At 51.4% G+C, this 26,052-nt stretch carries 30 protein-coding genes, 1 tRNA gene and 1 pseudogene; 7 read left to right on the top strand and 25 right to left on the bottom strand.

Features of this window, described 5'->3' with window-relative positions:
* The first annotated feature begins 462 nt into the window (after positions 1-462).
* A complete protein-coding gene (locus tag SH248x_RS04885; RefSeq protein WP_459557397.1) occupies positions 463-1,698 on the top strand; it encodes a hypothetical protein in 1,236 nt (411 codons plus the stop codon).
* 83 nt (positions 1,699-1,781) lie between these two features.
* On the opposite strand, the gene SH248x_RS04890 is transcribed toward SH248x_RS04885, so the two are convergent.
* Both SH248x_RS04890 and SH248x_RS04895 read right to left on the bottom strand, forming a co-directional pair.
* On the bottom strand, positions 1,782-2,153 hold the full coding sequence (locus SH248x_RS04890) for a hypothetical protein (protein ID WP_459557398.1): 372 nt from the start codon (positions 2,151-2,153) through the stop codon (positions 1,782-1,784).
* Between the two features lie 261 nt (positions 2,154-2,414).
* Positions 2,415-4,304: a chloride channel protein gene (locus tag SH248x_RS04895; RefSeq protein WP_459557399.1), complete on the bottom strand. Its 1,890-nt coding sequence runs from the start codon at positions 4,302-4,304 to the stop codon at positions 2,415-2,417.
* A 186-nt stretch (positions 4,305-4,490) separates the two neighbouring features.
* Between SH248x_RS04895 and tsaB the strand changes: the two genes are divergently transcribed.
* Positions 4,491-5,234, top strand: a complete 744-nt coding sequence (gene tsaB / locus SH248x_RS04900; protein ID WP_459557400.1) for a tRNA threonylcarbamoyladenosine biosynthesis protein TsaB — start codon at positions 4,491-4,493, stop codon at positions 5,232-5,234.
* A 93-nt stretch (positions 5,235-5,327) separates the two neighbouring features.
* Positions 5,328-5,401 (top strand) — tRNA-Val (locus SH248x_RS04905).
* A 176-nt stretch (positions 5,402-5,577) separates the two neighbouring features.
* Here SH248x_RS04905 and SH248x_RS04910 read toward each other — a convergent pair.
* The 15 genes and pseudogenes from SH248x_RS04910 to SH248x_RS04980 all read right to left on the bottom strand — a co-directional run.
* Positions 5,578-6,588, bottom strand: a pseudogene (locus SH248x_RS04910) (tyrosine-type recombinase/integrase); the annotation flags it as partial.
* Positions 6,589-7,050: 462 nt separating this feature from the next.
* Entirely contained in the window at positions 7,051-9,447 is a 2,397-nt protein-coding gene (locus SH248x_RS04915) for a YfjI family protein (RefSeq protein ID WP_459557401.1), read from the bottom strand.
* A 103-nt stretch (positions 9,448-9,550) separates the two neighbouring features.
* Positions 9,551-9,835, bottom strand: a complete 285-nt coding sequence (locus SH248x_RS04920) for a hypothetical protein (protein ID WP_459557402.1) — start codon at positions 9,833-9,835, stop codon at positions 9,551-9,553.
* Between the two features lie 34 nt (positions 9,836-9,869).
* Complete coding sequence (locus SH248x_RS04925) at positions 9,870-10,085, bottom strand: helix-turn-helix transcriptional regulator (protein WP_459557403.1); 216 nt, start codon at positions 10,083-10,085, stop codon at positions 9,870-9,872.
* An 18-nt stretch (positions 10,086-10,103) separates the two neighbouring features.
* Positions 10,104-10,475: a hypothetical protein gene (locus SH248x_RS04930; RefSeq protein WP_459557404.1), complete on the bottom strand. Its 372-nt coding sequence runs from the start codon at positions 10,473-10,475 to the stop codon at positions 10,104-10,106.
* On the bottom strand, positions 10,468-10,878 hold the full coding sequence (locus tag SH248x_RS04935; RefSeq protein ID WP_459557405.1) for a hypothetical protein: 411 nt from the start codon (positions 10,876-10,878) through the stop codon (positions 10,468-10,470). Before SH248x_RS04935 ends, SH248x_RS04930 begins: the two co-directional genes overlap by 8 nt.
* Complete coding sequence (locus SH248x_RS04940; RefSeq protein WP_459557406.1) at positions 10,875-11,087, bottom strand: helix-turn-helix transcriptional regulator; 213 nt, start codon at positions 11,085-11,087, stop codon at positions 10,875-10,877. The genes SH248x_RS04935 and SH248x_RS04940 overlap by 4 nt, the downstream gene beginning before the upstream one ends.
* A gap of 170 nt (positions 11,088-11,257) precedes the next feature.
* Entirely contained in the window at positions 11,258-12,154 is an 897-nt protein-coding gene (locus SH248x_RS04945; RefSeq protein ID WP_459557407.1) for a hypothetical protein, read from the bottom strand.
* A gap of 321 nt (positions 12,155-12,475) precedes the next feature.
* Positions 12,476-13,321 (bottom strand): DUF5677 domain-containing protein, encoded by an 846-nt coding sequence (locus tag SH248x_RS04950; RefSeq protein ID WP_459557408.1) that lies wholly within the window; start codon positions 13,319-13,321, stop codon positions 12,476-12,478.
* Positions 13,322-13,335: 14 nt separating this feature from the next.
* The gene (locus tag SH248x_RS04955; protein ID WP_459557409.1) at positions 13,336-13,761 is read right to left on the bottom strand and encodes a hypothetical protein; all 426 of its coding nucleotides are present in this window, start codon (positions 13,759-13,761) and stop codon (positions 13,336-13,338) included.
* A gap of 72 nt (positions 13,762-13,833) precedes the next feature.
* The gene (locus SH248x_RS04960; RefSeq protein ID WP_459557410.1) at positions 13,834-14,199 is read right to left on the bottom strand and encodes a hypothetical protein; all 366 of its coding nucleotides are present in this window, start codon (positions 14,197-14,199) and stop codon (positions 13,834-13,836) included.
* Between the two features lie 87 nt (positions 14,200-14,286).
* On the bottom strand, positions 14,287-15,951 hold the full coding sequence (locus tag SH248x_RS04965) for a tape measure protein (protein ID WP_459557411.1): 1,665 nt from the start codon (positions 15,949-15,951) through the stop codon (positions 14,287-14,289).
* Positions 15,917-16,357 carry a hypothetical protein gene (locus SH248x_RS04970; RefSeq protein WP_459557412.1) on the bottom strand — a complete coding sequence of 147 codons (441 nt, stop codon included), beginning with the start codon at positions 16,355-16,357 and terminating at the stop codon, positions 15,917-15,919. Before SH248x_RS04970 ends, SH248x_RS04965 begins: the two co-directional genes overlap by 35 nt.
* Before the next feature lie 37 nt (positions 16,358-16,394).
* Positions 16,395-16,592, bottom strand: coding sequence for a helix-turn-helix transcriptional regulator (locus SH248x_RS04975; protein ID WP_459557413.1), 198 nt, complete (start codon positions 16,590-16,592; stop codon positions 16,395-16,397).
* Between the two features lie 217 nt (positions 16,593-16,809).
* Positions 16,810-17,838 carry an HNH endonuclease gene (locus SH248x_RS04980; protein WP_459557414.1) on the bottom strand — a complete coding sequence of 343 codons (1,029 nt, stop codon included), beginning with the start codon at positions 17,836-17,838 and terminating at the stop codon, positions 16,810-16,812.
* A 608-nt stretch (positions 17,839-18,446) separates the two neighbouring features.
* Here SH248x_RS04980 and SH248x_RS04985 point away from each other — a divergent pair.
* Both SH248x_RS04985 and SH248x_RS04990 read left to right on the top strand, forming a co-directional pair.
* Positions 18,447-18,659, top strand: a complete 213-nt coding sequence (locus SH248x_RS04985) for a hypothetical protein (protein ID WP_459557415.1) — start codon at positions 18,447-18,449, stop codon at positions 18,657-18,659.
* Positions 18,660-18,775: 116 nt separating this feature from the next.
* The gene (locus SH248x_RS04990; RefSeq protein WP_459557416.1) at positions 18,776-19,051 is read left to right on the top strand and encodes a hypothetical protein; all 276 of its coding nucleotides are present in this window, start codon (positions 18,776-18,778) and stop codon (positions 19,049-19,051) included.
* 6 nt (positions 19,052-19,057) lie between these two features.
* Here SH248x_RS04990 and SH248x_RS04995 read toward each other — a convergent pair whose 3' ends face one another.
* The 6 genes from SH248x_RS04995 to SH248x_RS05020 all read right to left on the bottom strand — a co-directional run bounded on the left by SH248x_RS04995 (position 19,058) and on the right by SH248x_RS05020 (position 21,659).
* A complete protein-coding gene (locus SH248x_RS04995; RefSeq protein WP_459557417.1) occupies positions 19,058-19,345 on the bottom strand; it encodes a hypothetical protein in 288 nt (95 codons plus the stop codon).
* An 11-nt stretch (positions 19,346-19,356) separates the two neighbouring features.
* Positions 19,357-19,704, bottom strand: coding sequence for a hypothetical protein (locus SH248x_RS05000; RefSeq protein WP_459557418.1), 348 nt, complete (start codon positions 19,702-19,704; stop codon positions 19,357-19,359).
* Positions 19,705-19,748: 44 nt separating this feature from the next.
* Positions 19,749-20,033 (bottom strand): helix-turn-helix domain-containing protein, encoded by a 285-nt coding sequence (locus tag SH248x_RS05005; protein WP_459557419.1) that lies wholly within the window; start codon positions 20,031-20,033, stop codon positions 19,749-19,751.
* A gap of 568 nt (positions 20,034-20,601) precedes the next feature.
* Complete coding sequence (locus tag SH248x_RS05010; protein WP_459557420.1) at positions 20,602-20,799, bottom strand: hypothetical protein; 198 nt, start codon at positions 20,797-20,799, stop codon at positions 20,602-20,604.
* Positions 20,800-20,995: 196 nt separating this feature from the next.
* Positions 20,996-21,280: a helix-turn-helix domain-containing protein gene (locus SH248x_RS05015; protein ID WP_459557421.1), complete on the bottom strand. Its 285-nt coding sequence runs from the start codon at positions 21,278-21,280 to the stop codon at positions 20,996-20,998.
* Between the two features lie 28 nt (positions 21,281-21,308).
* Positions 21,309-21,659, bottom strand: a complete 351-nt coding sequence (locus tag SH248x_RS05020; RefSeq protein WP_459557422.1) for a hypothetical protein — start codon at positions 21,657-21,659, stop codon at positions 21,309-21,311.
* Between the two features lie 64 nt (positions 21,660-21,723).
* On the opposite strand from SH248x_RS05020, the gene SH248x_RS05025 reads away from it, so the two are divergent.
* Complete coding sequence (locus tag SH248x_RS05025) at positions 21,724-22,104, top strand: hypothetical protein (protein ID WP_459557423.1); 381 nt, start codon at positions 21,724-21,726, stop codon at positions 22,102-22,104.
* A 15-nt stretch (positions 22,105-22,119) separates the two neighbouring features.
* Positions 22,120-22,443, top strand: a complete 324-nt coding sequence (locus tag SH248x_RS05030) for a helix-turn-helix domain-containing protein (protein ID WP_459558581.1) — start codon at positions 22,120-22,122, stop codon at positions 22,441-22,443.
* Between the two features lie 310 nt (positions 22,444-22,753).
* On the opposite strand, the gene SH248x_RS05035 is transcribed toward SH248x_RS05030, so the two are convergent.
* Both SH248x_RS05035 and SH248x_RS05040 read right to left on the bottom strand, forming a co-directional pair.
* Positions 22,754-23,758, bottom strand: a complete 1,005-nt coding sequence (locus SH248x_RS05035; protein WP_459557424.1) for a hypothetical protein — start codon at positions 23,756-23,758, stop codon at positions 22,754-22,756.
* A gap of 804 nt (positions 23,759-24,562) precedes the next feature.
* The gene (locus SH248x_RS05040; protein WP_459557425.1) at positions 24,563-25,510 is read right to left on the bottom strand and encodes a hypothetical protein; all 948 of its coding nucleotides are present in this window, start codon (positions 25,508-25,510) and stop codon (positions 24,563-24,565) included.
* Positions 25,511-26,052 lie beyond the last annotated feature (542 nt).

Raw genomic sequence — 26,052 nt, forward strand, 5'->3', positions numbered from 1 at the left:
GGCTGGCAGCCGGTCCCCAAAAGGAGGCTGCATTTTGTGATTTGATCGAGCAGCACAAATCAATTTCAGAGCGCAAATCAACATCACAGGCAGAAACATCACGACTGCAGAAGCGAAGCGCAGAATCAGCCAGAGCATTTGGCGATGGGCAATGTCGGCGCTCTTCTGGTCTCATGATGAGCCTTGAATTCAGGCTGAACGGCTCAGACCAGCAAATTATCCCGATCATCAACACAAAGTCTCATCAACAAGTCAGCAACTTGCAGCAGGACTGGGTGCGGAGACGGCAAATTTGAAAGTCTAAGGTGACTCACCCGATGGCATTCCGAGCGCCGGGAGGCTATCGGTCGTGAGTCCAGAGAACTGACTTCGATGAGTTCATTCTCTGCACAGCTTTTACTCCTGCTTCATAACATGCCAGAAAGGACTTCTCAAGCTCTGTTCTGAAGCAAAGCGCCTTCCGTGCAAAAAATCGCTTCTGTCGACAAATTCCTCTCTCCGGTCATCGGCTTGAAGCAGCTCGCAGCATCGTCTGACGGCATGATGGCGCGTTCAACGGATTTGCTGGCAATTCCAGCCGTTTACGTCAGCCCGCAAATCCAGAATAACCCGCGTATGTCGACTCTCGTAGAACGGCGGAGCATCTGGAACTTCGTGACACTCCGTCGTCTTTGGAATCCTGAGCTAAGCTTCCGGCAGGGTAATCAGGAGACCCGACGTACTATGGACCAGACCGACTACTACGACGCGCCCGCGACCGATGAGCGAGATGAGCTCATCGCTGCGCTGACGCAACAGCTCGAGTATGCCGCAGAGCAGCTGGACCGCTACCAGCGAGCCGGCGCTCCCGCTGCGTCTGGTTCCAACCGCACAACAGCAGCCCCCGCACCCGCTCTTTCTCCTGAACTCAACGAAGGCCTGACCCGTTTCCTCGAACAATGGGACCAGATGCAGGCCGGCTTCACGCTGGGACGCATCGAAGTCCAGCTGGACGAAATCAAGGAACTTGTCTCCCGAGCTGGCGGTGACCGTGCAGCAGCGTTTCCAGCCGCTCCCCTGAATAATCTGACGTCCATTCTTTCATCGTTTGCAAACAGCCAGGCTGACGATGCTCAGTCTGAAGCAGACTCCCACGAACCGAATTCCTGGGAGCAGATCAAATCATCGTTTCTGACAGAAGGTGATTCTGATTCCAACGGATTCGATAAGGAATCGATTCTCCGCCCGACGAAGCATTCTCCCGCCGCGGCGTCTGATCCTCATCCTGTCGACCATTCTGAGCTGATCGACATTCTCGGGCTCGAACTCCCGCCACTGGTCGATTTCGACAACGCAACGAACGAGCAACTCGAAGATGCCATCCAAAGTCGCGATGAAGTCATCGCGATTCTCCTCGACAAAGCCGCTGAGATGTACCAGCGCTCCACTTTGGATATCGATCTGACTGAGTTGCATGGCTTTGAAGCCGAGAAAGCCGTGATCGACGACCTCCATGATCGTCTGACCGAACAACTCAAAATCGCCGAGCTGCAAAACTCGCTGGAACGCGCCCGACTCTCGCGCGAGCAGTCGAAGCTGAAACAAAAAGAAATGCTCATCGAAAAGAAACTGTTGCAACTCGGGTTGATCTCAGAAACCCCCGGCGAACAAATGAAACAAACAGCAAAACCCGAGCCCAAACGCGGCTGGCTACGTTAACCCGCTGTGATTCCAATAACGCAGATGAGACGTGTCACTCACGCGAAAAGCCATGCCGTTTCACAACGATCGAATCCTGTGTGCTAAAGCGTCGATGGCGCATTCATCGTCAGCGAAATCTTCCTGCGGATGCGTCTTCGAAACTCTTCCTGCTGTTGATCCTCAATGCGATTGATCAGCAAGTTGAGTTCAGTGCTGACCACCAGACACAAAACAACAGCAATCTGCGAAGCCGCAATCAGCAAAAATCCATCATTCTCATGGCCGGAAATAACTGACAACACAATGCCGATGGAACTAAAGAATGCCAGCCAGATCAAAAGACGTCGGAACTGTCCGTATGGCATTAACAGTGAAAAAGCAACCAAAGCGATGACAATCCAGGAATTCGAGACACCCAAAGAAGGAAACAGTAAAAGTAGAATAACGATTGGCACAACGATGATTGTTAACATCCCGTCAAACTCTGCGTATCCAATGATCGAACACAGCATCAAGACGTAAATCACTGGGACAAGGAGATAAGCGATGCTCGCACATCGTGAAAGCAATCGAATTCTCTTCTCGTACGGTTCCATTGTCTTACAGTTCGTATTCAGGCGTGAGATGTCTCAATCATCCGGTTGCGAAACATCGCTTTCTTCATGGCATCCATTCGGCTCATGGTCCGAATGCGTGGAGAGGTGATATCAAATGACCCGAAGCCACGAAACGCCTTATGTCTCATCAGCCGCCTGTTGTTTGAGTTCCACCAGACGTCGGTTGTAATACGCGATCGTTTCCTTTCTTCTCAGCATGCCTAAAAGTTTACCCGGTTCTTTCGTCGAGAGCACAGGGAGCTCATCCAGATTGCGCGACGTGAAGCGTTTGAGGACGGAATTCAGATTATCCTCCGGCGTCACCGAAACGACATGTCCTGCCCCGACCATCACATCCCGGGCTACTGCGAGCTTCCAGATCGTCTCGTCGTACAGGTAACTCCGCACATCATCCGACGAGAAGATCCCGACCATGCGTCCCTGATCATCCACGACAGGGTAATAGTGCTGGTGACTCAGCGCAATCTGATGCACGATCTCTTCGAGCGTCATCGATTCATGAATCAACGTCAGCTTGCGATCCTTCTGATAGACGTTCTCGACCTTGATCCCTTCGAGAATATCGATAATGAAATCACCCTTATGCGCAGGAGACTCAAGAGGCGATTTCACCTGGTTACGATACAGCGTCCATGGTCGCATCAAGAGGAAGCAAAGCGTCGAGACCCACATCGTCGGCACGAGCAGTTTGTAATCGCCGATCATTTCCGAGACCATGATGATCGTCGAAATCGGAGCATGCGCACAGCCGGCAAAGAACCCCGCCATGCCGACAATCGAGAACGTCTCCGGATGCGCCACCCAGCCTTCCGGCATCACCTGCTGCAGGATCAATCCCGTCGCTGCACCAGCACAACCGCCGATCACCATGGACGGGCCGAACACCCCTCCAGATCCTCCCGATCCAATCGTGAACGCCGTCGTCAGAATCTTGAAGAATGCGACCGTCAACAACAGAGAGACCCCCGGTGTCGTCTCAGGATGAAACGACGCTTGCAGGGTCGCGTAACCTGTCGAAAACACTGACAACAGCAGCGGATCCTTGTCCCACCAGTAGTACAGGCCAATGCCGATCAGCCCCGTAATGAATGCCCCCAGGCACGGCCGAAGTCCACGATGCAGCCAGGACATTTTCTTGTCGAAGTAATCATGAACGCCGTAAAAAATCTTGATATAGAGATAGCCAAAGAAAGCCATCGCGATCGCCAGCAGGAAATACGGGATCAATTCGAACGGCGACGAAATCGCGAAGTCCAGCTTCTGACCGAACAGCGGCGTAAACCGCAGTTCCTCAGGCAGCAACAACGAATAAACGCTGTAGCCAATGATCGATGACATCGCAGCAGGGACGATGACGTCCGATTCGAGATCCGCATCTCGATACATGATTTCCGCAGCGAACAACGCCCCCGCCAACGGCGCGCGAAAGATCGAACCGACTCCCGCCGCCATGCCAGCAGCCAGCATGATCCGACAATCCCGCGGCGGTAGCTTCAACACTTGTCCCAGAAACGATCCGAATCCCGAGCCAATCTGCGCGATCGGACCTTCGCGACCACCCGAACCACCGGTGCCGATTGTAATCGCCGAGGTGATCGTCTTGATGATCGGTGTCCGCCATTTCACCACGCCACGTTTATTATGAAACGCATCAATCGCAGCGTCCGTCCCGTGCCCCGCTGCTTCTGGCGCAAAGAAGTAAACGATCAACCCCGAGACCAAACCGCCGATCGAAATCACAATCAAAAACCGCCACGGCGAAATCACGGCAGTTCCATGCGGAAACGGCGAATACTCTCCCGCCGGTTCCCCCGGATAAAAGCCCGCTCCCATTCCCATCGCATAATGCGCGATGAACTGACAGGACAACTGAAACGCGATCGCACCGATCCCCGTGACGATGCCAATCAGCGTCGAAAGAAAGAACCATTTCCCGGAAGTCCGCCATTCCAGCTTACGAGAGATCGCTCGCAAGCCCTTCCGGAGCCGAATCAGCAAAATATTCACGTCGAAAACCAGTCTTTTTTCTGGTGGCCAAATTGAGTGGCCGGCCGGGGCAGCTGTCTTCTGCAGACAGGCCAGAAACCCCTGCGAGTTTGTAACGTACAGGTATCGTCCAGTGGGATCAACCTCGATCGAACACATTCGCGCACCCACGTGACCATCGAAGGGCGCATTGCTATCATCAAAAGCATGTCGACAATCCCCCCATCATCACCGCGATCCAGCATCATCCTGGCAATCGAAACCTCTCACGTCCCCAGCTCGATCGCCGTCCGCGATGCAACAGGACAGATCTACGATGCTGTCGAAATCAAAGACGCCGGCACCCGCTCTCAACATCTCGTCGTCATGATCCGCGACCTGCTCGCGTCACGCCATCTGACAACTTCCGATATCGAACAAATCGTCGTCAGCCAGGGCCCCGGCAGCTTCACTGGCCTGCGCATCGGCATCGTCGCCGCCAAGACACTCGCCTATGCAGTCAACTGTAAACTCGTCGCCGTCCCCACCTTTGAACTCCTCGCCCACCAATTCTCCGAAACGCTCCTCAAGAAAAACCTCGCCCCCCCCTCAAGACTCCGCGTCATCGGCGACGCCTTCCGCGGCCAGTTGTTTGTCCAGAGCTTCCAGTTTTCAAATGGCCGTTTTGATGCCCTCGAGGCGGTCCATATGGAATCCCCCGCCGGGTTCCTGTCAAATCTCTCATCAACCGACATCGTGATCGGCCCGGGCGTCACAAAAGTCAAAGCGAACCCTTCACCCGCTCAAATGGTCGAACAGGAAGCCGTCAACATCCCGAGGGCCGCCTCACTGATCGAGTATTCGTCAAAATCGCCCCAGTCGCCCAAATCAACCAGCCCTTTCGAGCTGACACCACTCTACATCCGAGCGTCAGCCGCCGAGGAAAAACGCCAGGAAGCCCAGTTCCCATGAAGTTTCCCGACTCAAAAACACGATGATCCAGAAGACTTGACCTCGGAGTGACAGTGAGATATTGTTTCCCCAGACGGCCTGCCGTCAATTTTCGGACGTATAGCTCAGTTGGTTAGAGTACTACCTTGACATGGTAGGGGTCACAGGTTCGAGTCCTGTTACGTCCACTTTCTGCACTTTGCGAGGCTTCGCGAGAGTTAGCAGTATCGAGAATTACCCCGGTTTCGCCGGGGTTTTTTCGTTTCTGGTCCTCAGCTTCGCTAGGCCCCGCTAGACCTCTCTGCACGAAATCTGCACGAAAACAGATAGCCTGATCGAAATCATCATCCGTCAGCTGTAGATAGTGTTCCTTGGCGACTGCTTCAGAGTTCCCCATCCACTTGCAGACGACGTGATTCGGATGACGTGCAGCCAGATCTGTTTGGCAGGAGCTTCGCAGGTTGTGAAACAGCTTGGGCCAAGGCGTCAGGCCTGCTCTGTGAACAATTCTCTCCATCATTGTCCGCAGATTTGATGCTTTTCGATATTTGTCACTGATCACGTACTCAGCTGCGCGATCCCCCAGGGAATCCCAGAGCTCGTTGAGATACTTCTCCATTTCCGGAAACAAGGGAATCACTCGCGACTCATGCCCCTCGTGGTGCTCTGTCTTTGGAGACGTGATTGTCATTCGTTTCGCGTCCCAGTGAATGTCACTAAGTCTCAGATGTTCCAATTCTGATGGAATCCGTAAGCCACCGAAGCGAGCTGCAGCAGCAATGAATCGCCATTCGGCATTAGGGCAAGCGTCGATGACTTTGAACGCGTCTTCCCTTGTTATGTAATACTGGCGGGCCTTGTTGCTTCGCACCGTCGTCGGCAGGGCTTTGTCAGTGAACGGGTTCTTGACGATCCACTCAAAATCGATCGCGTACCCGAAGAACTGACGACACACACTGATCATCTTGTTTGTGGTGGTCGACTCTAATCCCTGCTCATCCAGAAGCCACTGTCGAAACTCTTTCGCATCTCCCAGCCTGACGCTTTCAACTGTCCTGCTCTCTTCGAAGTAGGCCAGCAGGTGATTCTTGGCCCGAATCCAGACCTTGCGGGAAGACGCCTTTTTCTTCGACCTTACTTTAAGGAAGCCATCAACCATATCTTTAATGGTTTTCTTGATCTCAGGCTCATCTGGAATCAAACGAACTTCGAGACTGACTGGAACGAGCTTCCATTCCGACAGCTTTTTCAGGTGCTTAGGGTCAATTGCCATGACCCACGCGATGACCGCAGCGTCCGGCTGTATCGACAGCTTCCCCGAGACTTCCAGTTCCTCTAGCCGTTTGCAGAACTCATCCTCCTGCTTCCTCGTCATTCGGCCTAAGGTCAGGCTCTTGCGTGAGCCATCCGCCAAGGTTACCTGAATGCGGGCCTTGTTGGTTTTGTCGTCCCGGAAAATAGATGCCACTGTTGCCTCCGTTAGTTATTGGAAACTTGATGATAATCGAACAACGATTGTTGTTCCTGTTTGGATGCTTTCGATTTGAATTGCTTGGCGAGCATCGCGGCCGTTTTATCCCACTGCTTTCTCTGTGGCTTGGTGAATACCCAGAGTCTCGATACCTGTTGAACGTCTTCCAGGTCGACTGCGTCCCGACAGTCTTCAAGACAGTTCATCACTACCAAGAAGCGCTGGTCACACATCGGTGACCGAATAGCTGCCCTTACGGTCTTTCTCATTCCACAAGCCTCGATTTTATATTCACTCCTTAAACATATCCTGAGAGTGAGATATCCTGAGAGTTGGCCATAAAGCGTTTGAGCCAAAAGCCTTGCACTACAGAAATGAATCCTGAGGGTTTCCTGAGAGTTGATCCTGAGAGTTGAGAACAAACCATTTCGAAGGTGGTCCCGATGCTGATCGACGATTCTCAAACTTCCCGCATCCATCGGCTTCGAGCTTGCCTAAGGTTCGTTTGAGACGGGATGCCTTCAGCTTCATGTTGGTGGCGAATTCGCTGAGCTTGATCTCTCCGCCACGATCTCGGATCTTCTTTTTGAGCCAATCCGTCTCTGCCGCTTCCTGATCTTGTACCTGTCGCTTTAATGCGACTGCAGGATCGTTGCTCGCGAATGCTGTGTAGAGCTTCCGGGTCTGTGTCTTCAGCCAGTCGATAATCCGGATAGCACTCTCCAGGCTTTCGAGTGAAACAAACTGTGAAGGCTCCGATTCCTTCCCCGCTGCCCATTCAGCCAGATGAAGCACTAACGCAACCCGTAGTGTCATCCCTCGCAACTTAGCCCAAGCGCTTGCGAGATCCCCTGTCAACTCGCCAGCCTCTAAGCCGAGCTGGTTGAAGTATTCGATGAATCGTTGTTGAGCATCACTGGCGAATTCAAAGACCATAGGATCAACTTCGCCCGTGAGGTTGCTTTCTCCCTGCCAGTAATCAACGCCCAGGAAATCGCCCGCTGACTTCACTCTCGAACGTCGGAACATCATCAACCGCATAATCAGTTGCTTGTAATCCTCTTTGGTTCCCCATCCCAACTCCCGGTCCGACCATTGAACAATGCGTCGCGGTGGCCACGCAACCAGAACGCGGGCCAAGAGTCCCGATGATCGGTGTTCGCTGCTTAGAGTCTGTGCCATCATCGCAGGTTGAACACCGCCGCATACCGACATTGTCGGACGTCGCAGGAACGTACAACCCGCCCCCTTGCGATCATTGCGGCCAGACGTCCCGGAATGGCTTTGATTCCAAAACGCCAAATCCGCCGCTGCCCGGCCTTTGTTGTATCCTCCGAACGATGTCAGCCAGCCAGATAGTTCATCATTGATCAGCATTAAACCGGCTTCGTTGCTCCCTAAAAGTGGGACCAGGCTTTCGACCGTTGCGTCCTGAACTCCCAACCGTGGACATTGTGGTTCCGGCCCCGGTTCCGTGATGTCATCAGGAACGCCCGTTTTCTTCCGCTTGGCCTGCTGATACTGCTCGCTTTGTGCCTTCCAGTCGGAGTATCGTTTCCGCCATGCCATGATGTTCTCATAGTCGATGTCATCAATGGGAGCTTTGAGGAAGTCGATCACAGGGGTTTTCCCCGACCCTGAATCAGCCGCCAACACACACCACAACGCACACGGTTCCTCCCATCCCGGCTTTCCTCGCATCTTAGCCGTACCACCGACCACCCCCGACACGATGGAAAGCATCAGTACGCCGACGCCAGACGGATCGACGTTCATAGCCTCTGCAACATTCGATGCGATCAATCCCCACTCATAAGGGAGTGAGGCAAGCGGGAACGGGTCTTGCAATAAAAGTTCCCCGACGTCGTCCAGTTCGACCGCGTCGTCCATCTCAATGTCCTCGAATTCCCAACCGGGAGTTTTGTCGACCAGTTCGAGGAGCTGCGACCGATCACCGCCCGTTTTCTCTATCCAATCGCTGACGTCACCTTTGACCGGCATTCCCTCCCAATAATGGGACAAGTCGAGCAACTTCAAAGACTTCGCCACGTTCTTTAATTGTCGACAGATGCTGTCAGCCGACGTCCTGCCCGGTTCGTCGTGATCAGGAATCACCACAACTTGACGACCGCGAAAGTGATCGTTGAATTCTGGCAACCATTTTCCGTTTGCTCCCCCGCTTTTCGTCGTGGCCACCAGTCCTAACTTGGTCAAGTTGTGAACGTCCTTTTCTCCCTCGACAACGAACACGACGTCAACCGGGTCAGCCGCGAGGAGTTCAGGAAGCCGATACAGCAGACGTCGAGTATCGCCCAGGCCAGTGATCCAACCGCCCCGCCCGTCTGGTCGATACTGGAAGAAATCTTTAGATTCTGTTCGTCGGATTTGATAGCCCAGGTTGCCGCCTTCGTCGCGATAGTCAAACGTGGCAACGATGCGTGACGATCGTTTGGCGGGTTGTTGCTCCTGATAACGCTTTTGCCCGAAGTCCGCAAATAGTTCGGCTGGCTTCATGCCGATAGCTTCCGTGATCGCGTCCAGACTGCAGCCGGCGTAACACTTCGCCAGACAGTTCCCGTTGTCCCCGCTCGCAACCTGCAGGGACGGTCTGCCGTCGTCGTGCGCCGGACACCTCGCCATCCATTTCCCCTCCCCCGATGGCGTGACGCATTCCAGCTTATCTAAAACGGTCAGAATTGGGTCGTAATTGCCATGATGGCCACCATTATTTTGATTGCCATCGCGAGAGCGTGAAGATATCATTGTGTATGTCTTTCTTGTTGCAGCGTGATCCATAGTCACGCGAGTTGAGCCCATGAGGACCGGGAGTGTTCCGACTTCCGGCCCTTTTTCGTTAAGCGAACACCTAATAGCCTGCTGATTCCAGTTGCTTCAATTGTTCCGTCTCTTGTTCATTGAGACTGTACCCGAAGTCGTCTCTCCGCCCCCTGAGATCTGCCGCCGTCATCAGGTTGATGGCGTGGTCTCTGTAGCCTGCTTTGGGTTTCAGATAAACGGTTCTCGCTGCCCGCAAAATCGGTTGCCCACGAACCATCACCAGCTGCCGCGCCTCCTGCTCGCTGATCTCATCAAATCTTTCGGGATCTGGATCAGCCTCGAAAAACCCCGCCGCGAATCCTTTGTTTGACACAATATCCTCCATGATTCAGATTGAAACGTAAGACCTACTGGTTCCCGGTTTGCCCTTTGCTTTCCCGGCATTGTTCAATGATTTGATCCAAATCGCCGACATGAAACCGCGTCATGGTTGCGGATAGCTTGATTGCCTGAATCCGCCCATCTTGACGCCATTGATCAAGAGTTCTGACAGAAATTCCCAGCCGGGAAGCCGCTTGCTGTTTGGATAACAGGACAGGCTCAATTGTTGATGACTTATCCATTCGATACCCCCTCTTTCATTAGTTCATTCGAGGATTCCGCGAGATCGGTAGTAGGTTAAGGACCGCTGCTTTTTGCCCGCTCGAAAAAGTTGGCCATGTCCGCATCAAGTCAGCGAAAACTGGATCATCCATTAACGAGACAGCGAAGCCCACTTTTGCGGCAATCTGCTTGATAGCGACAATCCTGTCGTCAGCCTCCGTCTTCTCCGCTTCGAGCCCCTGATGAAACGTGAGGATATCCTGAGCATTCTGGATAACCCCGAAGCGGTACTCCTCCAACTCATTCAGCCGCTCGATGGCATCGAAGACAGTTCGGGGTTCATCACCCTGAACCAGTTCTCCGTAATCGTTAAATCGCCATGTCTTTGGCTTGGGGACTGAGTCAACCATTGTTGTTACCTCCCGCTTCGGTTGTGCCATCCTCAACGTCAACGATTTCCGGATGATCCTGCAGCCACTTCTGGGCAGCTTGACGATCGATCAACTGCCAAACAGAACGATGGCTGGCATGCGTCGCCGGTCTGACGGAAGGTACAAGCCCAACTCGCGAAATCACCCGATCATTCGCAAAATCAGTCGGCACACTACCCATGAAGCGTGGGTCGATACCATCAGGGATTTCGAGGTGCATTCGGGCATCGTCGATGGTTCCCTTTCCCTGAGCCAGTAGCGACTCCAGAAACAGCCGCTTGGCTTTGCGGATCAGCTTGAACCGAGTTCGACCAAGCAGCTTCAGAGCTTTTTTCTTCAGGTCTTCGCCGGAAGGTTGTGACGGAATGGTTGGTGCGATCATTGCTGCACCCCCTTCTGTTGGGTTGGACATCCATCCTCGACCCACTTCGTGATGACGTCCTCACGCCATCGACACATCCGCCCCAAGCGAACAGGCGAGGGAAGCCGCCCGTCATCACTCATTCTTCGGACGCTTTTCACGTCCACGTTGAGGATCTTCGCCAACGCCTCAGCGTCGATCATCCTCAGTTCCTGCACACCGTTGCTCATAGAAAAACTCCTCACCGGCATCTCCTTGTTGACCGACAACACCTTGTTGACGGGACAGAGAACTGGAGGCCGTTAGAGGGATTATGTGAGCAAAAGCGGAGACTTGAAGGTCATACAGCAGATTTGGCTAGAGACGGGAAAACGGGATATCCCACGGGAACTCCCGCGCATCATTCAGAGTACCAATAGCCATCTAATTTCTTGCATCCACTATGCTTTAGTAAGTGGGAATAGCTGTTATCAATTGTTTTGGACTCCACGCCAGCGACTGTAGCCAGTTGTTTCTGGGTCATCTTTCCAGTTTGTTTAAGACTCGTCAGCATTTTGGACAGATTATCAGGATCATACGTGACCTTTTTTCCTCTGCGCATGTAGACGCCATCTTCTATCGTAACGTCCGATTCACTCGGCTCCTCGCGATCGATTGCAGACACCGTGGACGGAAAATAGTCGATTGAGCTAGACTCTACCATCTCCCGCTCAATCGTCATTTGAGTCAAGAACCTTTCTCCTTCACTCCATGCTGGAAATCCGAAGAAATTGGGAAACTCCTGATTGAATTTCTTCCGCTTGTGAGTGTTGCATGCGCTCCATTCAGCAATTTTTCTTTTCTGCTCATCCAAAGTAGTTCCTTCGAACATTTGTATGAGCCTCGTATCCTGTATTCTGGATTCGAGTAGAGAAATGGCGTAGTAGTGGGCGCTGCTTGATGGAATTCGACGCTGAAGAGAAAGGTAGCGCTGATATCTGGCTCCGTGAATCTCTATGCCATCGAATTGAGCCTTAAAAGGCCGTCCGCCACAAAACTTCGGACTCTGAGATGACGCGTCTGAGTATGAACATCGACGGATGTACGGCAAAGCTGGTAGCACGACAGCACGGATATCGACGTATCTCTCAAACTCCCTCTTATAGAAACCGTAGAACCCGATTTCATCTTCGGTAACATCAAATGTTTCGTAGGGGTCGAGGTACCCAAAGAAGAAGGCCTCCTTGTGACTTTTCCAAGAAGCCAATGCCTTCCACAATTCACGCATCGATGCGATCAATGCATCTTTTGCTGCCATTACATTTCCTTGTTGATCGGGCCGAACCAGGCGGGACGATGACAACAAGGACTCATCACCCCACCTGACCCGCTTCGGCTGCCAACGCTTGCAATCGTTAGCCGCAACCCTGCCCACGATTCTACCCACTCAAAAAAACCGTGGAAGACGATTTGACGCAGAAAAAAGCACCTGCGTACTATCCACACCAAGCCAACTCTGCCAGCTTCCAGCCTGCGAAACCGAATCTCAAAAATAACGCCAACATCTCCCGGACGGATAAGTGCGGTTCTACGACGGTCAACCCTAGCTTTTTGAGGGGGTTACCCCCTCCCACGGGTATCACTCCCAACTCTGGATTGCATCCGCGAACTGATTGACCCTTTGCCAATACTTGTCATCTGCCTGGGCATGAAGACCAAATGACGCCAGAAACTCAACGTAGATCGTTGCCGCTATCCTCATTCGATCAAGCACACCCTCGGCTGACGTGAACCACTTCAACTCAATTGTCATGCCATCGCCTTCCTCGATCAGGTCGATGTACTCCGTCATATCTCTCTGGTGAATGTGCTTCGAGTCGCTCGAATAAACACTGCGATACCATTGGACGTAGGTTGGGTTTATCGCTTTCGTGAGCTCTATGACTGGCAACCCGATGCAGCTTGGCAACGATTTGCTCCTCGTCAACCTCTCGAACCACTTGTCTCCAAGGTCTGCTTTAGGATCAAATGCACCAGCTGTGGCGTGGGCATGTATGCGGTCAGCGTATTCCTTCAGTTCGTCGATTTCACCGAGAGACTTTGCTTCTTTAATCGTCCGTAGATGAGCCCATGCTCGATACAACTGAGCCTTGAATTCCGCCCCAAGCTTTTCTCCATCAATCTCTAAGTCTGAATCAAGAATGAAACGCAAATGCAGCAGATTCTCAAACATTGAGCGGGTAATCGGCATCGCCTCGCGCTCATGTCCGTGAGAATTCAATATGATCACCGACCTAAAACTGGTCGACAACTTTACGAACATTCCGCCGACTGTCATCATGGCAAGTCGAGGCAGCGACAAACCATTCATTCTTCGCTCGAACTCCGCGATACCGAAGTCGAGTAAATCCCGTGAGGTAGCAAGACCGCCTCTCAAAGGCTGGAGCTGCTTTCCGAATATCTCTGCTTGTTGGGTTAAGAACATCGGAACCATCTTCCTTACTTGATTCCCTTAGCCAGCTCTGCCGCTTCCTTCGCAGCCTCGGTGCCTGTGTATTTCTCGGCAATGTCCTGCAGCTTCTTTTTAGCGAACTCAGGCTTGCTGCTGATCAACTTCTTTACTGCATCGACTGCTGCTTTCGCCTTCCGTTCAACCTCATCGTGAGCATCGGCCTCAGCTTTCAGTTGAGTCTCCATCTTTGCATTGTCCGCCGCCACGGAAGCCGCCTTCTGCTTGTCGTCGAAGGCTTGTTTCGAAGCAGGGTCTACTTCTACCGTGTTGCCGTCGTATCCCTTCTTCGGGTAGTTCGCCGTAAATGCCCGAAGGTGATCCATATCACCTGGGCTCAAAGTGAATTCAATCTTTCCATATTGGAACTCCATCTTTTCGGTTTTGCAGAGATCCAGAAATTGTTTTCCTGTCATGGTGATCAGTGCTGTTTCGCGACATAGGCCACCCCTGAGTATCTCTGTTTTATACGTGAAAGAAAATGTCTGCTACTTTCCGTCAATCAGGCCGATCATCTCATTTTTTGAATTGCTTTGCTCAAACCGTTCAAGGTTAACCCAACCACTCGAACGAGAGACAAACCCCAAGGTAACTTTTCCTGACCACCCATCTTTATCCTCGTTAATGAGGCCTACAAGTGTGAGATCAACGACACCGCGAGGTGATTCGGTCACATTCTCAATGATTCGAGTGAAGCCAATGAGCGTCTCTTGCTTGAACTTGTCAAACGAGTTCTCGATTGGAAACGTGGAGTAGAGACGACCATCTGGAACCAGTAACTTTTCCTGCGCGACCAAGGATGAGCAGTTTGCCCACGAATAGAGAAGCACGCCAAACAATGCGATCCGGCCCATGAGTCGCCCCCAAATGAAGTAATTAACACAACTTCACGAGCGTACAGAGAGAGCGACTGATTATCAACAATCAAAAGACTTTACGGGCTAGCCAACTTCCTTCAACTCTATCCCTTCCTTTTCCGCCAACTCCCGCAGGAACTCCCTGCACTCGGTTAACAGGTCGGTTTGCTTTTTCTCAGCTGGAGACATCTTCTTGATCCCGTCTCCTCTCATGGCCGCCAGAACTGCAGAATAAGATTCGTTAGATCCTTGACGCAGCGCTCCAGGTTGAGCTTGGCTCACATCCTTCTGACCGTTGTCCCCAACCCCTTCATATTTCTGTTGAATGGCTTGGTTGTACTGCTGCTTAGAAATAAACCCGCCTTCCATAAGTTCTCGAAGTTGTCCCAAGTCATCCAATAGTTTTTGAAATGGATTTTTTAGTGATTCTTTCAGTTGTTCGGCTGCTGTTTTCAGGCCACTTATACGCGACTCTTCGGCCTGTCTGAGGGAGTCGGTCGCTTTCTTTTGATCTTCCAGTTTCTTCCTTTGCTCATCGATGTATCTTGTCATATGAGCAAGTTGTTCTGCCCTCTCTGGTGACACACCGGCTTCCATAGCACGTCGGGAGACAGCTTCATATTCGGTCATACGACCAGTGAGAACTTGATATTCGATCGCCATGTCTCGAACTTGATTCTTGGCATTTTCCGCCGCTGACTGTGCCGCATTCAGTCTACGTTGAGCTTGTTCGGTGGCATCGATTTCTTGATTTAACCGCATATGTTCGGCAATTTGATCAGCAGTGGCGCCCGGATTCTGTGACTTAAAAAGATCAACTGGTGACATTCGCAGCTTGTCGAGTTTCGCCTGCAATGCTTCGATCTCTTTCCCTGCCGATTCCACACCCGGAGGAATACTGGAAACCGCATCCTCGACCGCCGTTTGCAAAGGCTTCAACTGAATTCCCAACGCTAAGCGTGCCCCGTCTCCCAGGAGACCAAACAGTTCACGAAAGCCATCGTCAATGTTGTCGATGGTCGTTCCGATAAAGGCAAGCATATTGCTGGCGCCCTTACTGGCTGTACCGAAAAGCGACATCGCCGCAGCGCCCGCATCGGTCTGTGCGATAACAGCCCCGATATCCGCAGCAAGCGACGCAGCTTCCTCACGGAATGACATCAGCCCGGAAACCGTGTTTTTTGCCACCGCGTAAATCTTCTCGAATACCGTAGTCACCATTCCAAAACCAGACGACATCCGGTCGAGATAGGCTTGAAGTGGCGCAAGTCCCACGGACGCCAAGTCATTTGCAACCGACGTCATATTGTTCATCCATCGCAACGCCAGTGTTCCCGCCCCCAGGAACGGCCCGCCAATGGTGACAGCGAGTTCTTGCATCGATCCGCCTAGCGTCGATTGCATTCCCTTGAAGGCCTTCGCCTGTGCTTCTAACTGACCATGAAATCGTCCTCCCTCCTCAGTCATCTCTCTGAGTGCTTCCTGAACGACCGGGAAGCCTACCTTGCCCGCCGACACCAACTCTTGAACCTTGGCCACCGACAAGCCCATTTTCTCAGCCAGTGCAGGCCAGATCTGAATCCCCGCTTCGGTGAATTGCCTCGCCTCATTTCCCGTCAGCTTTGTAGCCCCCCGGACCTGACCATAAGCCGTGATGATCTGACGCAATGGAACCTGAGAGGCTGCTGAAAGCTCACCAAGCATCTTCAGTTCTCTACCAACCTCTCTTGCTGTGAAGCCGTACGCCATAAGCTGACGGGCTCCCCCCCAGTACCTCATTATTCGAAAATGGCGTTTCATTCGCGAATGTGATCAATTCACTGAGGGTTTGCTTTGCCAGCTTTGCGTTGCCAATCATCGTCTCGAAAGAAATTCGCGTCATTTGCCGGTCTGCAGCTGCAAAGATCGACGCTGCGGTCGTTACCGCACCCGTCAATGCAGTGAAAGCTGATGTTGCACCCACTAACGCCAGCGTGAATGGTCCGCCGAGAGTGCCTGCAATCGCCCGAATTCCTAAGCCTGTCGCCAGCTTAACCGCCAACGTGTTCGACGTCCCGAGCAGCCCGCCAATTGCTTTCTGAGCTGTCTTTGTCCCAAGAACGAACTGAGTTGCATCAAGCCCGAGCGTCGCTGTCAGATCACCAATCATTGCCATCTGTTCGCACTCCGTAGCGGATCTCTGAATTCAAAGCCTAGACGCCTGCAGACTGCGGCTGGCGTTCCTCGTTTTGTGTCAAAAACTCTTCAATCGCTTCCGCCCTGAATCGGATCGTCCCCGGACCTAACTTGATTGCCCGCAATCTCCCGGTCTCTCGCCATGCGTCAATTGTCCGCTCTGTTACCTGCAGACGTTTTGCCGTTTCTGCCTTCGTGAGTAATTGCTCGCCCATAAAAACGACTCCATTTTGATGTCTATCGACTTCCGATGTGTTCCAGCCGTCTAGCCTATCCTCTGTCTGATCTATGTTACCGCGCGCATAGCAGAACACAATACCGATGACTTCTATTTATACCTTCACGGTAGCTACCTACAGAAACGAAAACACCCACCCCGGAAACAAGCCTTTCGACCGTCCGGGATGGGAGCTTGTATCGATACAAGAAAGTCTAGCCAGCAATCGCGAGCGTATCCCCTTGAATCTGACCCCGATTGGCCGTCAGTTGGGAAAGCATCTGCCGCGTTGATTCGAGTTCACTGTCTGTCATCTTCTCCAGGTATTCCGTCAGTTCGGAAAGCATTGCGCCGCGAAACCGTGGCAGTTCGTTGACCTTCGAATCCACTTGATGAAACAAGACGTCATGAGCCCACTGCGCAGGGGTTCGACAATACTTGGTCACATTACATCTCTCGCAGGCCAGAACGATGTTATCGCGAGCATCAGGACCACCCATTGAGAGGGGAACGACATGGTCCATGGTCGCGTCACTGCTGACGAGTTGCTGGCGACAATACGCACAACATGGATCAGCCTTTAGCAACTGGCGTTTCCAGGATGACCGATCTTTCCGGCGTTTGGTTGCAGTGACGACCAGCATTTCGTCCTCGATTTCTTCGATGTTTTCGCCCGCTCCCATCTTCGCCGCCATCATTGCTCGTTCCAGTTCGCGGACCAGAAACGCCGACGCCCTTCGTCGAAAATCATCCTCACCAACAAGAATGTACGGCTCCTGTGAAGCAAGTAACACCAACGCAATTTCATGCCCGGCCTGCAGCTTCTCAAAGGGCATCGCCGCCAAACCAGCCACACGACGTTGACGCCTTTCAGTTCGCGGGTTTGGCGTGACTGGATGCTCGCGTTCAAACTGGTCTATCCTGCAGCGTGTGATGGTGGCATTCCATCGGCACGGCGCGGGGATGCGTTCGTTGACGTATTCCCTCGCTTCCTCTTCGGTATCAAAGTACTGCCACGATCCCGCGATGTGATCGGTCTGCCGTGACTCTCCCTCCTCCAAGTCGAGGTAGAACATTTTCCAGACGCTGCGGAGTTGTAGCGGGTCGTTCGAGTTCACGATTGGTGATGTGACTTCGACCACCCGCCCGAACCGATTGGTATAGCTGGTCAGGTTATCCGGCCCGTGAGTTGTGTTGAGTTCGTTTGCGTCTGAACCAATGCTTGACTTTGATGGTGCGATCATCTTAGTATCCATTCAATCGAGTAGGGTAAAACCTGCTTAAAGTGGGATCTGACCAACCGCCAAGTTAGTATCAGACCCACAACGAATGAGCTCGTCCTTGTGGCGAGCTTTTTTAATGCGCCAACCGCCGCAGAGTCTTTTGCTTGCCGATGCCTCCTTTGCAACGAGTGCATAGAAAAACCCTGCATGGGCTGGCAGTCCCGATGCAGGGTTAATTTGTCGGTTCCCCGACATCATGATTCAGTTTTTGATTGGTCGCGTGCTGCCAGGCTGCGACAAACAGTGTTTGTACATTGTACCAACACTGTCTGTCAACTTGTTTGCGTACATTGTACCAACAAAGTTACAAAGCGTGAATGAGTAGCAAATCAGACAGAATGGCAATGCGTTGCACTGAGCAGCAAAAAGACCAGTGGGAATTGGCCGCTGAGCTCCTACGCCGTAGCATGTCTGACTGGGCGGCTCTGTCCCTCGATGCAGAGGCCGAAAAGATAATCGGCCACGCGTCGGACAACGATGTTAGATCCGCAAGAATAAGAATCTCGATGCGTCGTAATAAGGACCAAGACTCCCAAGACGCGAAGACGCGGGGCGGGAAGTAAACACTCATGCACACCGAACCAAGGTTTTCTATCACCGCTGATGGTTTTCGCGGCGACGTCAGGGATGCCGTTGGAATCATCCGAACGATTCTCAACTATGGCTGGTCGACCTCAGATGGCGGCGAGCATTTCTTGGAGTGGCTGAAGTCGGCTGCGATCGGCGAGGAAGCAGAGATCGCGACTAATCGTCACGAGTTCAAAATCGTCCGGCTCTCTTGAAGATCTGCTCGTTTCGTCTCGATTCGCCGCGCCGGATTGTCGCCAACTAGGATTCGCATTGCTCATGGTCCCACAGCATGGGATGATCAGGGAGTTGGGCGACGAGGATATGAATAATGCTGAGTCTACTTCTGAAGCGATCTGAACTTCCAGACGTCTACAAAGAATCCTGGAACCTCTGCTTTGATGAGCAGAAATGTGCTTTTTACGTCTGCCATTCGACGCAGTACATTGAAAATGAGCAGGAACCGCATGTGGCTCGGTTTCCGTTATCTTCCTGTTGTGATTTGATTACTGAAAAGCTGAAAGAACATGGGTTCGCATCTGATGGTATAGACGAGTACATGCCGGAGAAGGTCGATCGCCGGGGCATCTATCGAGCCGGGAAATGATTCTGGTTACAGGAACTCATTCAGGTATTTGCTGACGCTCGATTTGCTGACCGTCGCACGCCCGTTGTAATTCGGACCTCGGACAATTGCTCCCTCTAGGATTTTTCGGTCAATTGTCCTTCGCGATATGCTCAGTTCCTTCAAGGCATCAGTCAGGAACATCCACTTCGATTGAAGCTTCGTTGGTAGTCCTCGCCCTTTTGCTGGGGCCTTCGGGACAAGAGGCTTTTCGGTCAGATACGGCAGAAGTGATTCTTTAACGGCCTCGGCGATTTTATCTGCGAGCCTATTCATTTCTTCGTCCGTCATGTATTTACCGGCCCTTGCTGAATGTTTTGGCTGACACACTTCGTGACGAATTCCTCAATGTCCCCAGGTCTGAAACGAATCAATCCGGGGCCCATCTCAACCCACTTCAATCCTAGTTCCTTGCGATAGCGATCGACCGTTCGGATGGTGACCTGAAGCTGTTTTGCGGCTTGTTGCTTTGTTAAGAGATGGCTTGTTTCGGTCTCGACAGGTTTGCTTGTTGTTTGCCGGATTACTGGCTTACTGATGCGTTCAGCGTGTCGCGTGAGTTTCACGACAATCCGATCTGCCAGGTCTTCAAGAAATCCGTCAATTGCAGTTTTGAGATGATCGGAATTAGTCATAGGTGAGCCTCCTCGTTGAGCGGTTGATGGACGGCCACCAAGTATTACCGCTCCACTCGCCTACCTGCCAGATACTCAACCAAGTCAGCCTTCGAATACCTGATTCGCCCCTGTCGAATCTTTGAACAACTGATCTTCCCCTCGCGTCGCTCATCTCCAAGCTGACGAGGTTCAATCTTCAGTAGTGACGCTGCTTCTTGCTCCGTGAAGCAGATGCCATCGTCGTGCAGGATGGTATCGAGATGTTCCGCCAGCCTTTGAAAGATTCGTTTTGCTAGATCATCCAGGATGGTGTCAAATGCAGCCGTTGGATTCGCAATGGCGGCCATGGCGTCGGTCCTTTACGTGCGACAGAATTCTAAATTGAGGCGTCTAAACTAATTCCTATCAACAGAATGATGAAAACCGACCATGACACAAGATCAAGCGGATGACGCAGTTCAGCCTGTCATTATTGTTCCCGACAGTCTCAGAATGCCTCATCCCTTGATAAGGCAAACTCGGACCTACCTTCGTTCACGGGAATGCAAAACCGATCACTGGCAGTCCCCAGGTGCATTACTCCCGAATAAAGACTGCTTAAATATCCGAGTCACGAAAGGGCTTCTTGATCGTTCACTCAGGATTTACAACGCAGTCATCAAGCATTGGGAGTCGAGAGGAGGGACAGTTCTCATCGACGTACGAACGTACGATCGACGACCACACACGCGTTTCGAACTTCAAGGAGCGACAAGTACCGTCCGCTTTTTTGAAAGGTTTCATCGCCGCCCGGCAAAGCCTATCAAGAGCCGAGACATCTTCACTCGCAACCCAGCTCATGAGTACTTTCCATCTGGAAATCTCGTGCTGCAGATCGACGGAGCCGAAAACGAGTGGAACGAAAACACCAAACCATTAGAACAACAACTGGGAGATTTCTGCGATGCATTGCAAAAAAGTGTCAGGCGTCAATTTTTGAATCGACAGCTCGAAGCGAGCTTCGAAAAGCAACGTGCAGAACACCGTGAGTTGCTCCGCCAGCGAGAAGAGGAACGAGCTGCCGAGGAATCCCGGTTGAATCGGCTCGTCGATCAGGTAAAGGCTTGGAGGCAAGCTGAAGATATTCGCGCATTTCTTACGGAGATGACTTCAAAAGTGGCCGCTGGCGAGATCACTGTTTCGGATGAAGCCTCTCAGTCGAAGTGGATGAATTGGGCAGCCAGTCGCGCAGATGCTCTCGATCCATTCAAGGATTTTCGGCCTCGGAACTGATACCGACGATTAAACAACGTGCATTCGGGTGATGCCTTCACTGCAGCACGCGTCGTCTCGCGATGTAGTCCACGAGATCAGCCTTTGAGTAACGAACTCGGTCCCTCCTTATCCGGCTGAAGGTGATTTTCTTTTCTCGCCTCTCATCTGCCAACTGCCTTACTTCCAGTCGAAGAATCTTCGCCGCCTCCTCTTCCGTGAAGCAAATACTATCCGCCGAATTAACGGCGTCCAGATGTTCAACCAGTTTCAAGACAATTCGCTTTGCCAACTCGTCGAGTAGGCCGTCGAATACTGTAGTTAGGTCTGTGGACTCAGTCATGGTGTCATACTCCAAAATGGGGATCTAATTATCGTGCGCGAAAAACGCTTGGAGCTCGGTTCGTTCTCCTTGGAATCGCATTCGACGATTTAATCTCGGAATCAATTATGAGCCGGTGTTGCTCTTCCTCGAACTTCTGGATCGCCCATTGCGGGATCTTCCAGCGTCGAACATTGCTTGTTCCCAACTCGGATGGAAGGGCAATCAGCTTCCCTGTCTTAATAGCCTCATACACCTTCGACTCTTGTATGCGAGCCTTGGCTGCGTATTCTCGTGGTGTTAAGTGCCTGGCGTCGTTAACAACCATCTCATTTCGGAGTTTTTTAATCACGGATTCAGCAACCGCTTCGGCAATGTTGGCTAACTCTCCTTTGGTCATGGCGTCGGGCTCCAGAAGGTGTGACAATGCGTTGAGAAGTCCGTTCTACCCTGAAGGAGATCACGTGGCCAACTGGCATGGCAAATTCGAGTGCGTGGAGATCTATGTCCCAAAGAATCTGGAGAATCTTTCGAAGCTCTACAGCTTCCTTCAAAGCAAGCTGATCGATCGAAGACGCGGGATCGAGCAAAAGGTCACCATTGATGGTTTCTCGCTCTACGAAGTTGATGGCGCCTTCTACGGTCATGAGATCTATCAGGAACGGACGATTGTGATCCGGATTCTTTTCAAGCGAGAGGCTTCTGAAGGTGATGAGTCACTTGCTGAAAAGATCCAGATTCTCGGGCGTGAAGTTGCCGACAGTGTGGCCATGAACGAAGAGGAATTGTGGATAACTCACTATCCGCAACGCGCCGTCATCTTTCCGTCAAACAAGGTTATCTAAACCGAGAGAACAATGATGACCGAACCGGAACGACTTGCCCTGATCGAAGCAATTGCAAGACGGGTTGTCGAGCTCCTGCGCTCCGAACCGGTGAGAACTCCAGATCAATTATTCCTCACGGCAAACGAAGTTGCTGACCGACTCGGCGTAAAGCCAACAAAGGTCAGTGGCTGGTGCCGAAGCGGAAAGCTGCCCTACATCAACACCGGTACTCCTCGAAAACCAAGATACAAGATCGACCCACGGGACATCGATCGATTGAAGACTACACAAGCTCCGATTCCTGATCCGTACCGAGCGCAACCTGGCCATCAAAAAGAGATACCTTCACGATACTGAGAGACGAAATCTGAAGTTTTTATTCGGTGTTTCCATTGACGACCAAATGCTTGTTTTCTGCCCTACTTCGCAACACTCGTTTTCATCGTGTCAGTACGTAATTCACCGGGCGAAACGAATTTCACAATGCTAACACATGTTAGCAGTTTACCCGTCACGGTTTTTAAGGGCTTTCGAGTGAATTATTCAGGCAAGCAGTTACCCGTTTCGCTCTTCACATTCCCGACGATTGGATTCGGATCGTGTGTGACGACGCTGCAGATTAGCAATTGAAGACTGAAGCCAAAGGCAAGCCAGCCGAGCAAAGGCTCTAATGTGTCGTCTTGCTACTCAATACACCTTTAACAAATTTGGTTTTGGGGTCGTCATAAAGCAGTCTCAGCCTGCACCAAAAGAATAATATCTTTCCGTGATCAAAAGGGAGGACAAGAGGCGGAGTGTAAACCTTATTTGTAACAGTGTGGGCATGAAGTGCGGACAACGAGGTCATTACTCCTAAATCCATTCTAATGATTCTGTACCAGTTTGCCTGAGGAACTGGCGACCGATAATCATCGTCAGGAGAGAAGTAGAAGGAAGCTACGGATTCAATAAATGCAAACCAATTAGCGATTGCATTTAATGCACTATCAGGGGCGATTGGTGCGAATTCCCTTTCCTCTGTCGGGATCACTTGGCTGCGAGCCACTGCTCTCTCGGCATTCCACTCCCTGAAAGCGTTGAACCAGTGCTCATCTCTTTGCCCACTGATATTTAACATCATAGAGTTGAGAATAACCATGTTTTGGGGATCAAAATCGGCCGGTCGTTCAGGGTTCGAAATCGATTCTCGGGTGAGGTTCTCAAACTGGTCAAACTCGAATCTCTGAAACACCAAATTCTTCATTTGGATTACACTCTTCATTGAATCATTTGCCAAGATCATCAGAAGGTGATCTGCATACCGCTTAGCCTCATATTCTCCAGCGCTCCTCATCAAAGCGATCTGCGCGTTCAAAGCTGTGACGGTCTTTTTAACCTCATCCCTGCTATCAATAGCAACCCTGCGCTGCAGTTGTAATTCCCTGCGTTGGAGCAGGATTGCAAAGATGGCACCAGCAAACGCAAGACTAGAGGCCACCGCATTGATGAAACCAAACGAATCTCCGAATTGGCCAATTTTTGCTACGTCAACCGAAGCATCATTTCCCCAGTGATTAAGGTTGTATGCTATCTGGCAGGTCACAACGATACCGACGATTGCCACGACAATCTTCGCCCAAAACAACTCCTTGCTTGGGCGCTTCCTTTTCTTGGTCTTCTTTGCATCAACCATGAATCCACCAAGCCCCGATCCTGCTTGCCACCGCGCCGAAAAATCCCAGGATACCTAGGAAAACAGCGAAGACGTCGGCGTCGTCTTCGCTGTTGATTCGCTACAGCAACGTCTCAAAAGTCTGCCACGACCAAGATGAGGAAGGATAAAGCAAAAGGCCTCTTCCAGAGCTTCGACGTTTCTTGTGTCGTCTGAATCGCCCTTTTACCACCGCTTCGCGTCGCGTTGTAAGCCCATTCCTTGCCGCCAGATCAAGGGGCGATGTGACCCAGGATGACATGGTCATGCCTGCCGAGTCTGCCGCCCAGCGATACGTGGCGAGCTGGTCATTGCTGAACCTGAGTTTGTCCTTGGCGGTGTCTGTACTCATGGGAAGCCCTTTTAGGATGGATAGACGGGATTCACCTATCCTGCCTGCTCACTCTCGCTAGTTCAAGCCAAAAAGATAACGACCAATAACGTCGCGAAACCTCCCGTCAAGGGCGACGTAGTTCCGTATTGATCCGGAAACTAAGTCTGGCTTGTGTCATATCCTGCACTTTCCTGAGTCAGGCTTCAAGATGAAACACTTTTTGCGGGATATCACCCACGTTGGCCAACCCTCAGGAACCCTCAGGGGGCACCCTCAGGATATGTAGTTCGTTCACAAACTCTTTCTGGAACAATCTTTACGAGTAACATTCCGGATATACAACCGTCAGGATGTTGCGAGAGATGAAATCGCGTCTTGCACCTTCAGTGCAACTGACGCATGTGAGACCACCGATAAATATGGAAGAATGAGACATTAAGCCGATCAGCCGTTTAATTTTTAGGTTCGAACTCTTCCACGGGCTCGAACACTGCTCTGAATCTGAGAAGCTTTTCCAAATCAAATGGTAGCCGATTGGTCTGCCCTGGCGTTTCTGGCAGAACAATGAAGCAAGAGTAGATTGCAAAAAGTAAACCACTTTGTTCGCGAAAAATTGTCCGCCAAATCACTGGTGGCTTACATATTCCGAGGTCATAGAATGTCGCAACTGACTCTAGGAACGCGAACCAGTATGAAATTGAATTCAAGACGTCAGCCGACGAAATCTCTGGAATAGATCTCGTGTGCTCAATGCTATGGCGACCAAAGGAGATATTGGCATTCGAGAGATTGTAATTGGCTATTTTATTATAGAGAAGCCCATCGTGAACTCCGCAGAGATTTGAAACCATTGAGAAGAGAGTTTTATCTGTTTGGTTTTCACAGGTATCAATTTCATGCCGTGATCGGTACTCATCAAATCCAAGAAACTCGAAAAGCGAACGACTCGTTGCTTGGACTCTGGTCACAGACTCGCTCATAAGCGTCATCAGCAAGTGGTCGGCGTATCTCTGTGCTTCGTATGTCCCAGAGGACTTCATTTGCTCCAGCTGTTCTGCCATCGTTTTACAGGTTATCTCATGAGCATCCGCACTCCTTTTGGCCTCTAACCTGGTTAGCTCCATTTCCTCGCGAGTGAGCGCGAGCTCTTCTCGCTGTAGCTTCAATTCTCGCCGCTGCATCAGCACCGCCCAAACAGCTCCAGCAAGAGCAAGGCTAGACGCATACGCATTGAGTGTCCCAAACGAATCTCCAAACCAAGCAAACTTTTCGAGGTCTTTCCAGTAGCCAATCATCAAGCAGGCTTGAACGATCGTTCCAATCAGCAATGCCACAAACCAAAGCCATGGCAAGTTGTCTGTCCAGCCTGATTGCGATTCTTCTGACTTCGTCTGTGCCATCACCTGCCCTTATAAGCCTTGCCGATCATCTCAGCTCAACCTACCGACAGGTGTTCAGAAATTCAATCATGCAATAGACAGAATTATTAGATAAAAATACTTAGTTGATACTACTTATGTTTTATATGTAATGTTCTTTGCCAAATTCAGACGCTCTGCTGGCGTCAGGCTTTCCCATGTCTCCATCAGCATTCGGAACAAGGGGTCGTGTTCATGCTTTTCGATCAAACGCACGAAATATGCACGAGTTTCGGCGTCACCCCTTGCTTTTGAAGCATTTTCCCTAGATATTCGAGTCCTGTTACGTCCACTTCAGAAAGCCTTAAACTGTAATAGTTTAGGGCTTTTTTTGTGCCCTGTCCCTATGCTCGATTCAGATCACGCGCCGTTTTTAGCTGATTTTTTAGAGGCCGTTGCATCCGTACCCGCTGAGACCAAACCAATGACATCTCTCGCCGTGTTCGCTTTTGTTTTGGCAACGTTCAGTCACTTCCGAGTTCAAAAGATGGCGCAACAGATGCTGCGGGTGGAGAAGCGTCTTG

The sequence above is a fragment of the Lacunimicrobium album genome, from assembly GCF_052161635.1.
In the GTDB taxonomy this organism is placed as follows: Bacteria; Planctomycetota; Planctomycetia; order Planctomycetales; family Planctomycetaceae; genus SXPC01.

Coding starts and splice junctions, on each gene's coding strand:
- SH248x_RS04960 (WP_459557410.1), bottom strand. CDS start 14,199: ATGGGCCGGATCGCATTGTTTGGCGTGCTTCTCTATTCGTGGGCAAAC.
- SH248x_RS04925 (WP_459557403.1), bottom strand. CDS start 10,085: ATGGATAAGTCATCAACAATTGAGCCTGTCCTGTTATCCAAACAGCAA.
- SH248x_RS04955 (WP_459557409.1), bottom strand. CDS start 13,761: ATGACAGGAAAACAATTTCTGGATCTCTGCAAAACCGAAAAGATGGAG.
- SH248x_RS04945 (WP_459557407.1), bottom strand. CDS start 12,154: ATGGCAGCAAAAGATGCATTGATCGCATCGATGCGTGAATTGTGGAAG.
- SH248x_RS04970 (WP_459557412.1), bottom strand. CDS start 16,357: ATGGCAATGATTGGTGATCTGACAGCGACGCTCGGGCTTGATGCAACT.
- SH248x_RS04890 (WP_459557398.1), bottom strand. CDS start 2,153: ATGTTAACAATCATCGTTGTGCCAATCGTTATTCTACTTTTACTGTTT.
- tsaB (WP_459557400.1), top strand. CDS start 4,491: ATGTCGACAATCCCCCCATCATCACCGCGATCCAGCATCATCCTGGCA.
- SH248x_RS05005 (WP_459557419.1), bottom strand. CDS start 20,033: ATGGCCGCCATTGCGAATCCAACGGCTGCATTTGACACCATCCTGGAT.
- SH248x_RS04965 (WP_459557411.1), bottom strand. CDS start 15,951: ATGGCGTACGGCTTCACAGCAAGAGAGGTTGGTAGAGAACTGAAGATG.
- SH248x_RS04975 (WP_459557413.1), bottom strand. CDS start 16,592: ATGGGCGAGCAATTACTCACGAAGGCAGAAACGGCAAAACGTCTGCAG.
- SH248x_RS04950 (WP_459557408.1), bottom strand. CDS start 13,321: ATGTTCTTAACCCAACAAGCAGAGATATTCGGAAAGCAGCTCCAGCCT.
- SH248x_RS05035 (WP_459557424.1), bottom strand. CDS start 23,758: ATGGTTGATGCAAAGAAGACCAAGAAAAGGAAGCGCCCAAGCAAGGAG.
- SH248x_RS04940 (WP_459557406.1), bottom strand. CDS start 11,087: ATGAGCAACGGTGTGCAGGAACTGAGGATGATCGACGCTGAGGCGTTG.
- SH248x_RS04930 (WP_459557404.1), bottom strand. CDS start 10,475: ATGGTTGACTCAGTCCCCAAGCCAAAGACATGGCGATTTAACGATTAC.
- SH248x_RS04990 (WP_459557416.1), top strand. CDS start 18,776: ATGCTGAGTCTACTTCTGAAGCGATCTGAACTTCCAGACGTCTACAAA.
- SH248x_RS05030 (WP_459558581.1), top strand. CDS start 22,120: ATGACCGAACCGGAACGACTTGCCCTGATCGAAGCAATTGCAAGACGG.
- SH248x_RS04985 (WP_459557415.1), top strand. CDS start 18,447: ATGCACACCGAACCAAGGTTTTCTATCACCGCTGATGGTTTTCGCGGC.
- SH248x_RS05040 (WP_459557425.1), bottom strand. CDS start 25,510: ATGGCACAGACGAAGTCAGAAGAATCGCAATCAGGCTGGACAGACAAC.
- SH248x_RS05000 (WP_459557418.1), bottom strand. CDS start 19,704: ATGACTAATTCCGATCATCTCAAAACTGCAATTGACGGATTTCTTGAA.
- SH248x_RS04935 (WP_459557405.1), bottom strand. CDS start 10,878: ATGATCGCACCAACCATTCCGTCACAACCTTCCGGCGAAGACCTGAAG.
- SH248x_RS05015 (WP_459557421.1), bottom strand. CDS start 21,280: ATGACTGAGTCCACAGACCTAACTACAGTATTCGACGGCCTACTCGAC.
- SH248x_RS04915 (WP_459557401.1), bottom strand. CDS start 9,447: ATGATATCTTCACGCTCTCGCGATGGCAATCAAAATAATGGTGGCCAT.
- SH248x_RS04995 (WP_459557417.1), bottom strand. CDS start 19,345: ATGAATAGGCTCGCAGATAAAATCGCCGAGGCCGTTAAAGAATCACTT.
- SH248x_RS04980 (WP_459557414.1), bottom strand. CDS start 17,838: ATGATCGCACCATCAAAGTCAAGCATTGGTTCAGACGCAAACGAACTC.
- SH248x_RS05020 (WP_459557422.1), bottom strand. CDS start 21,659: ATGACCAAAGGAGAGTTAGCCAACATTGCCGAAGCGGTTGCTGAATCC.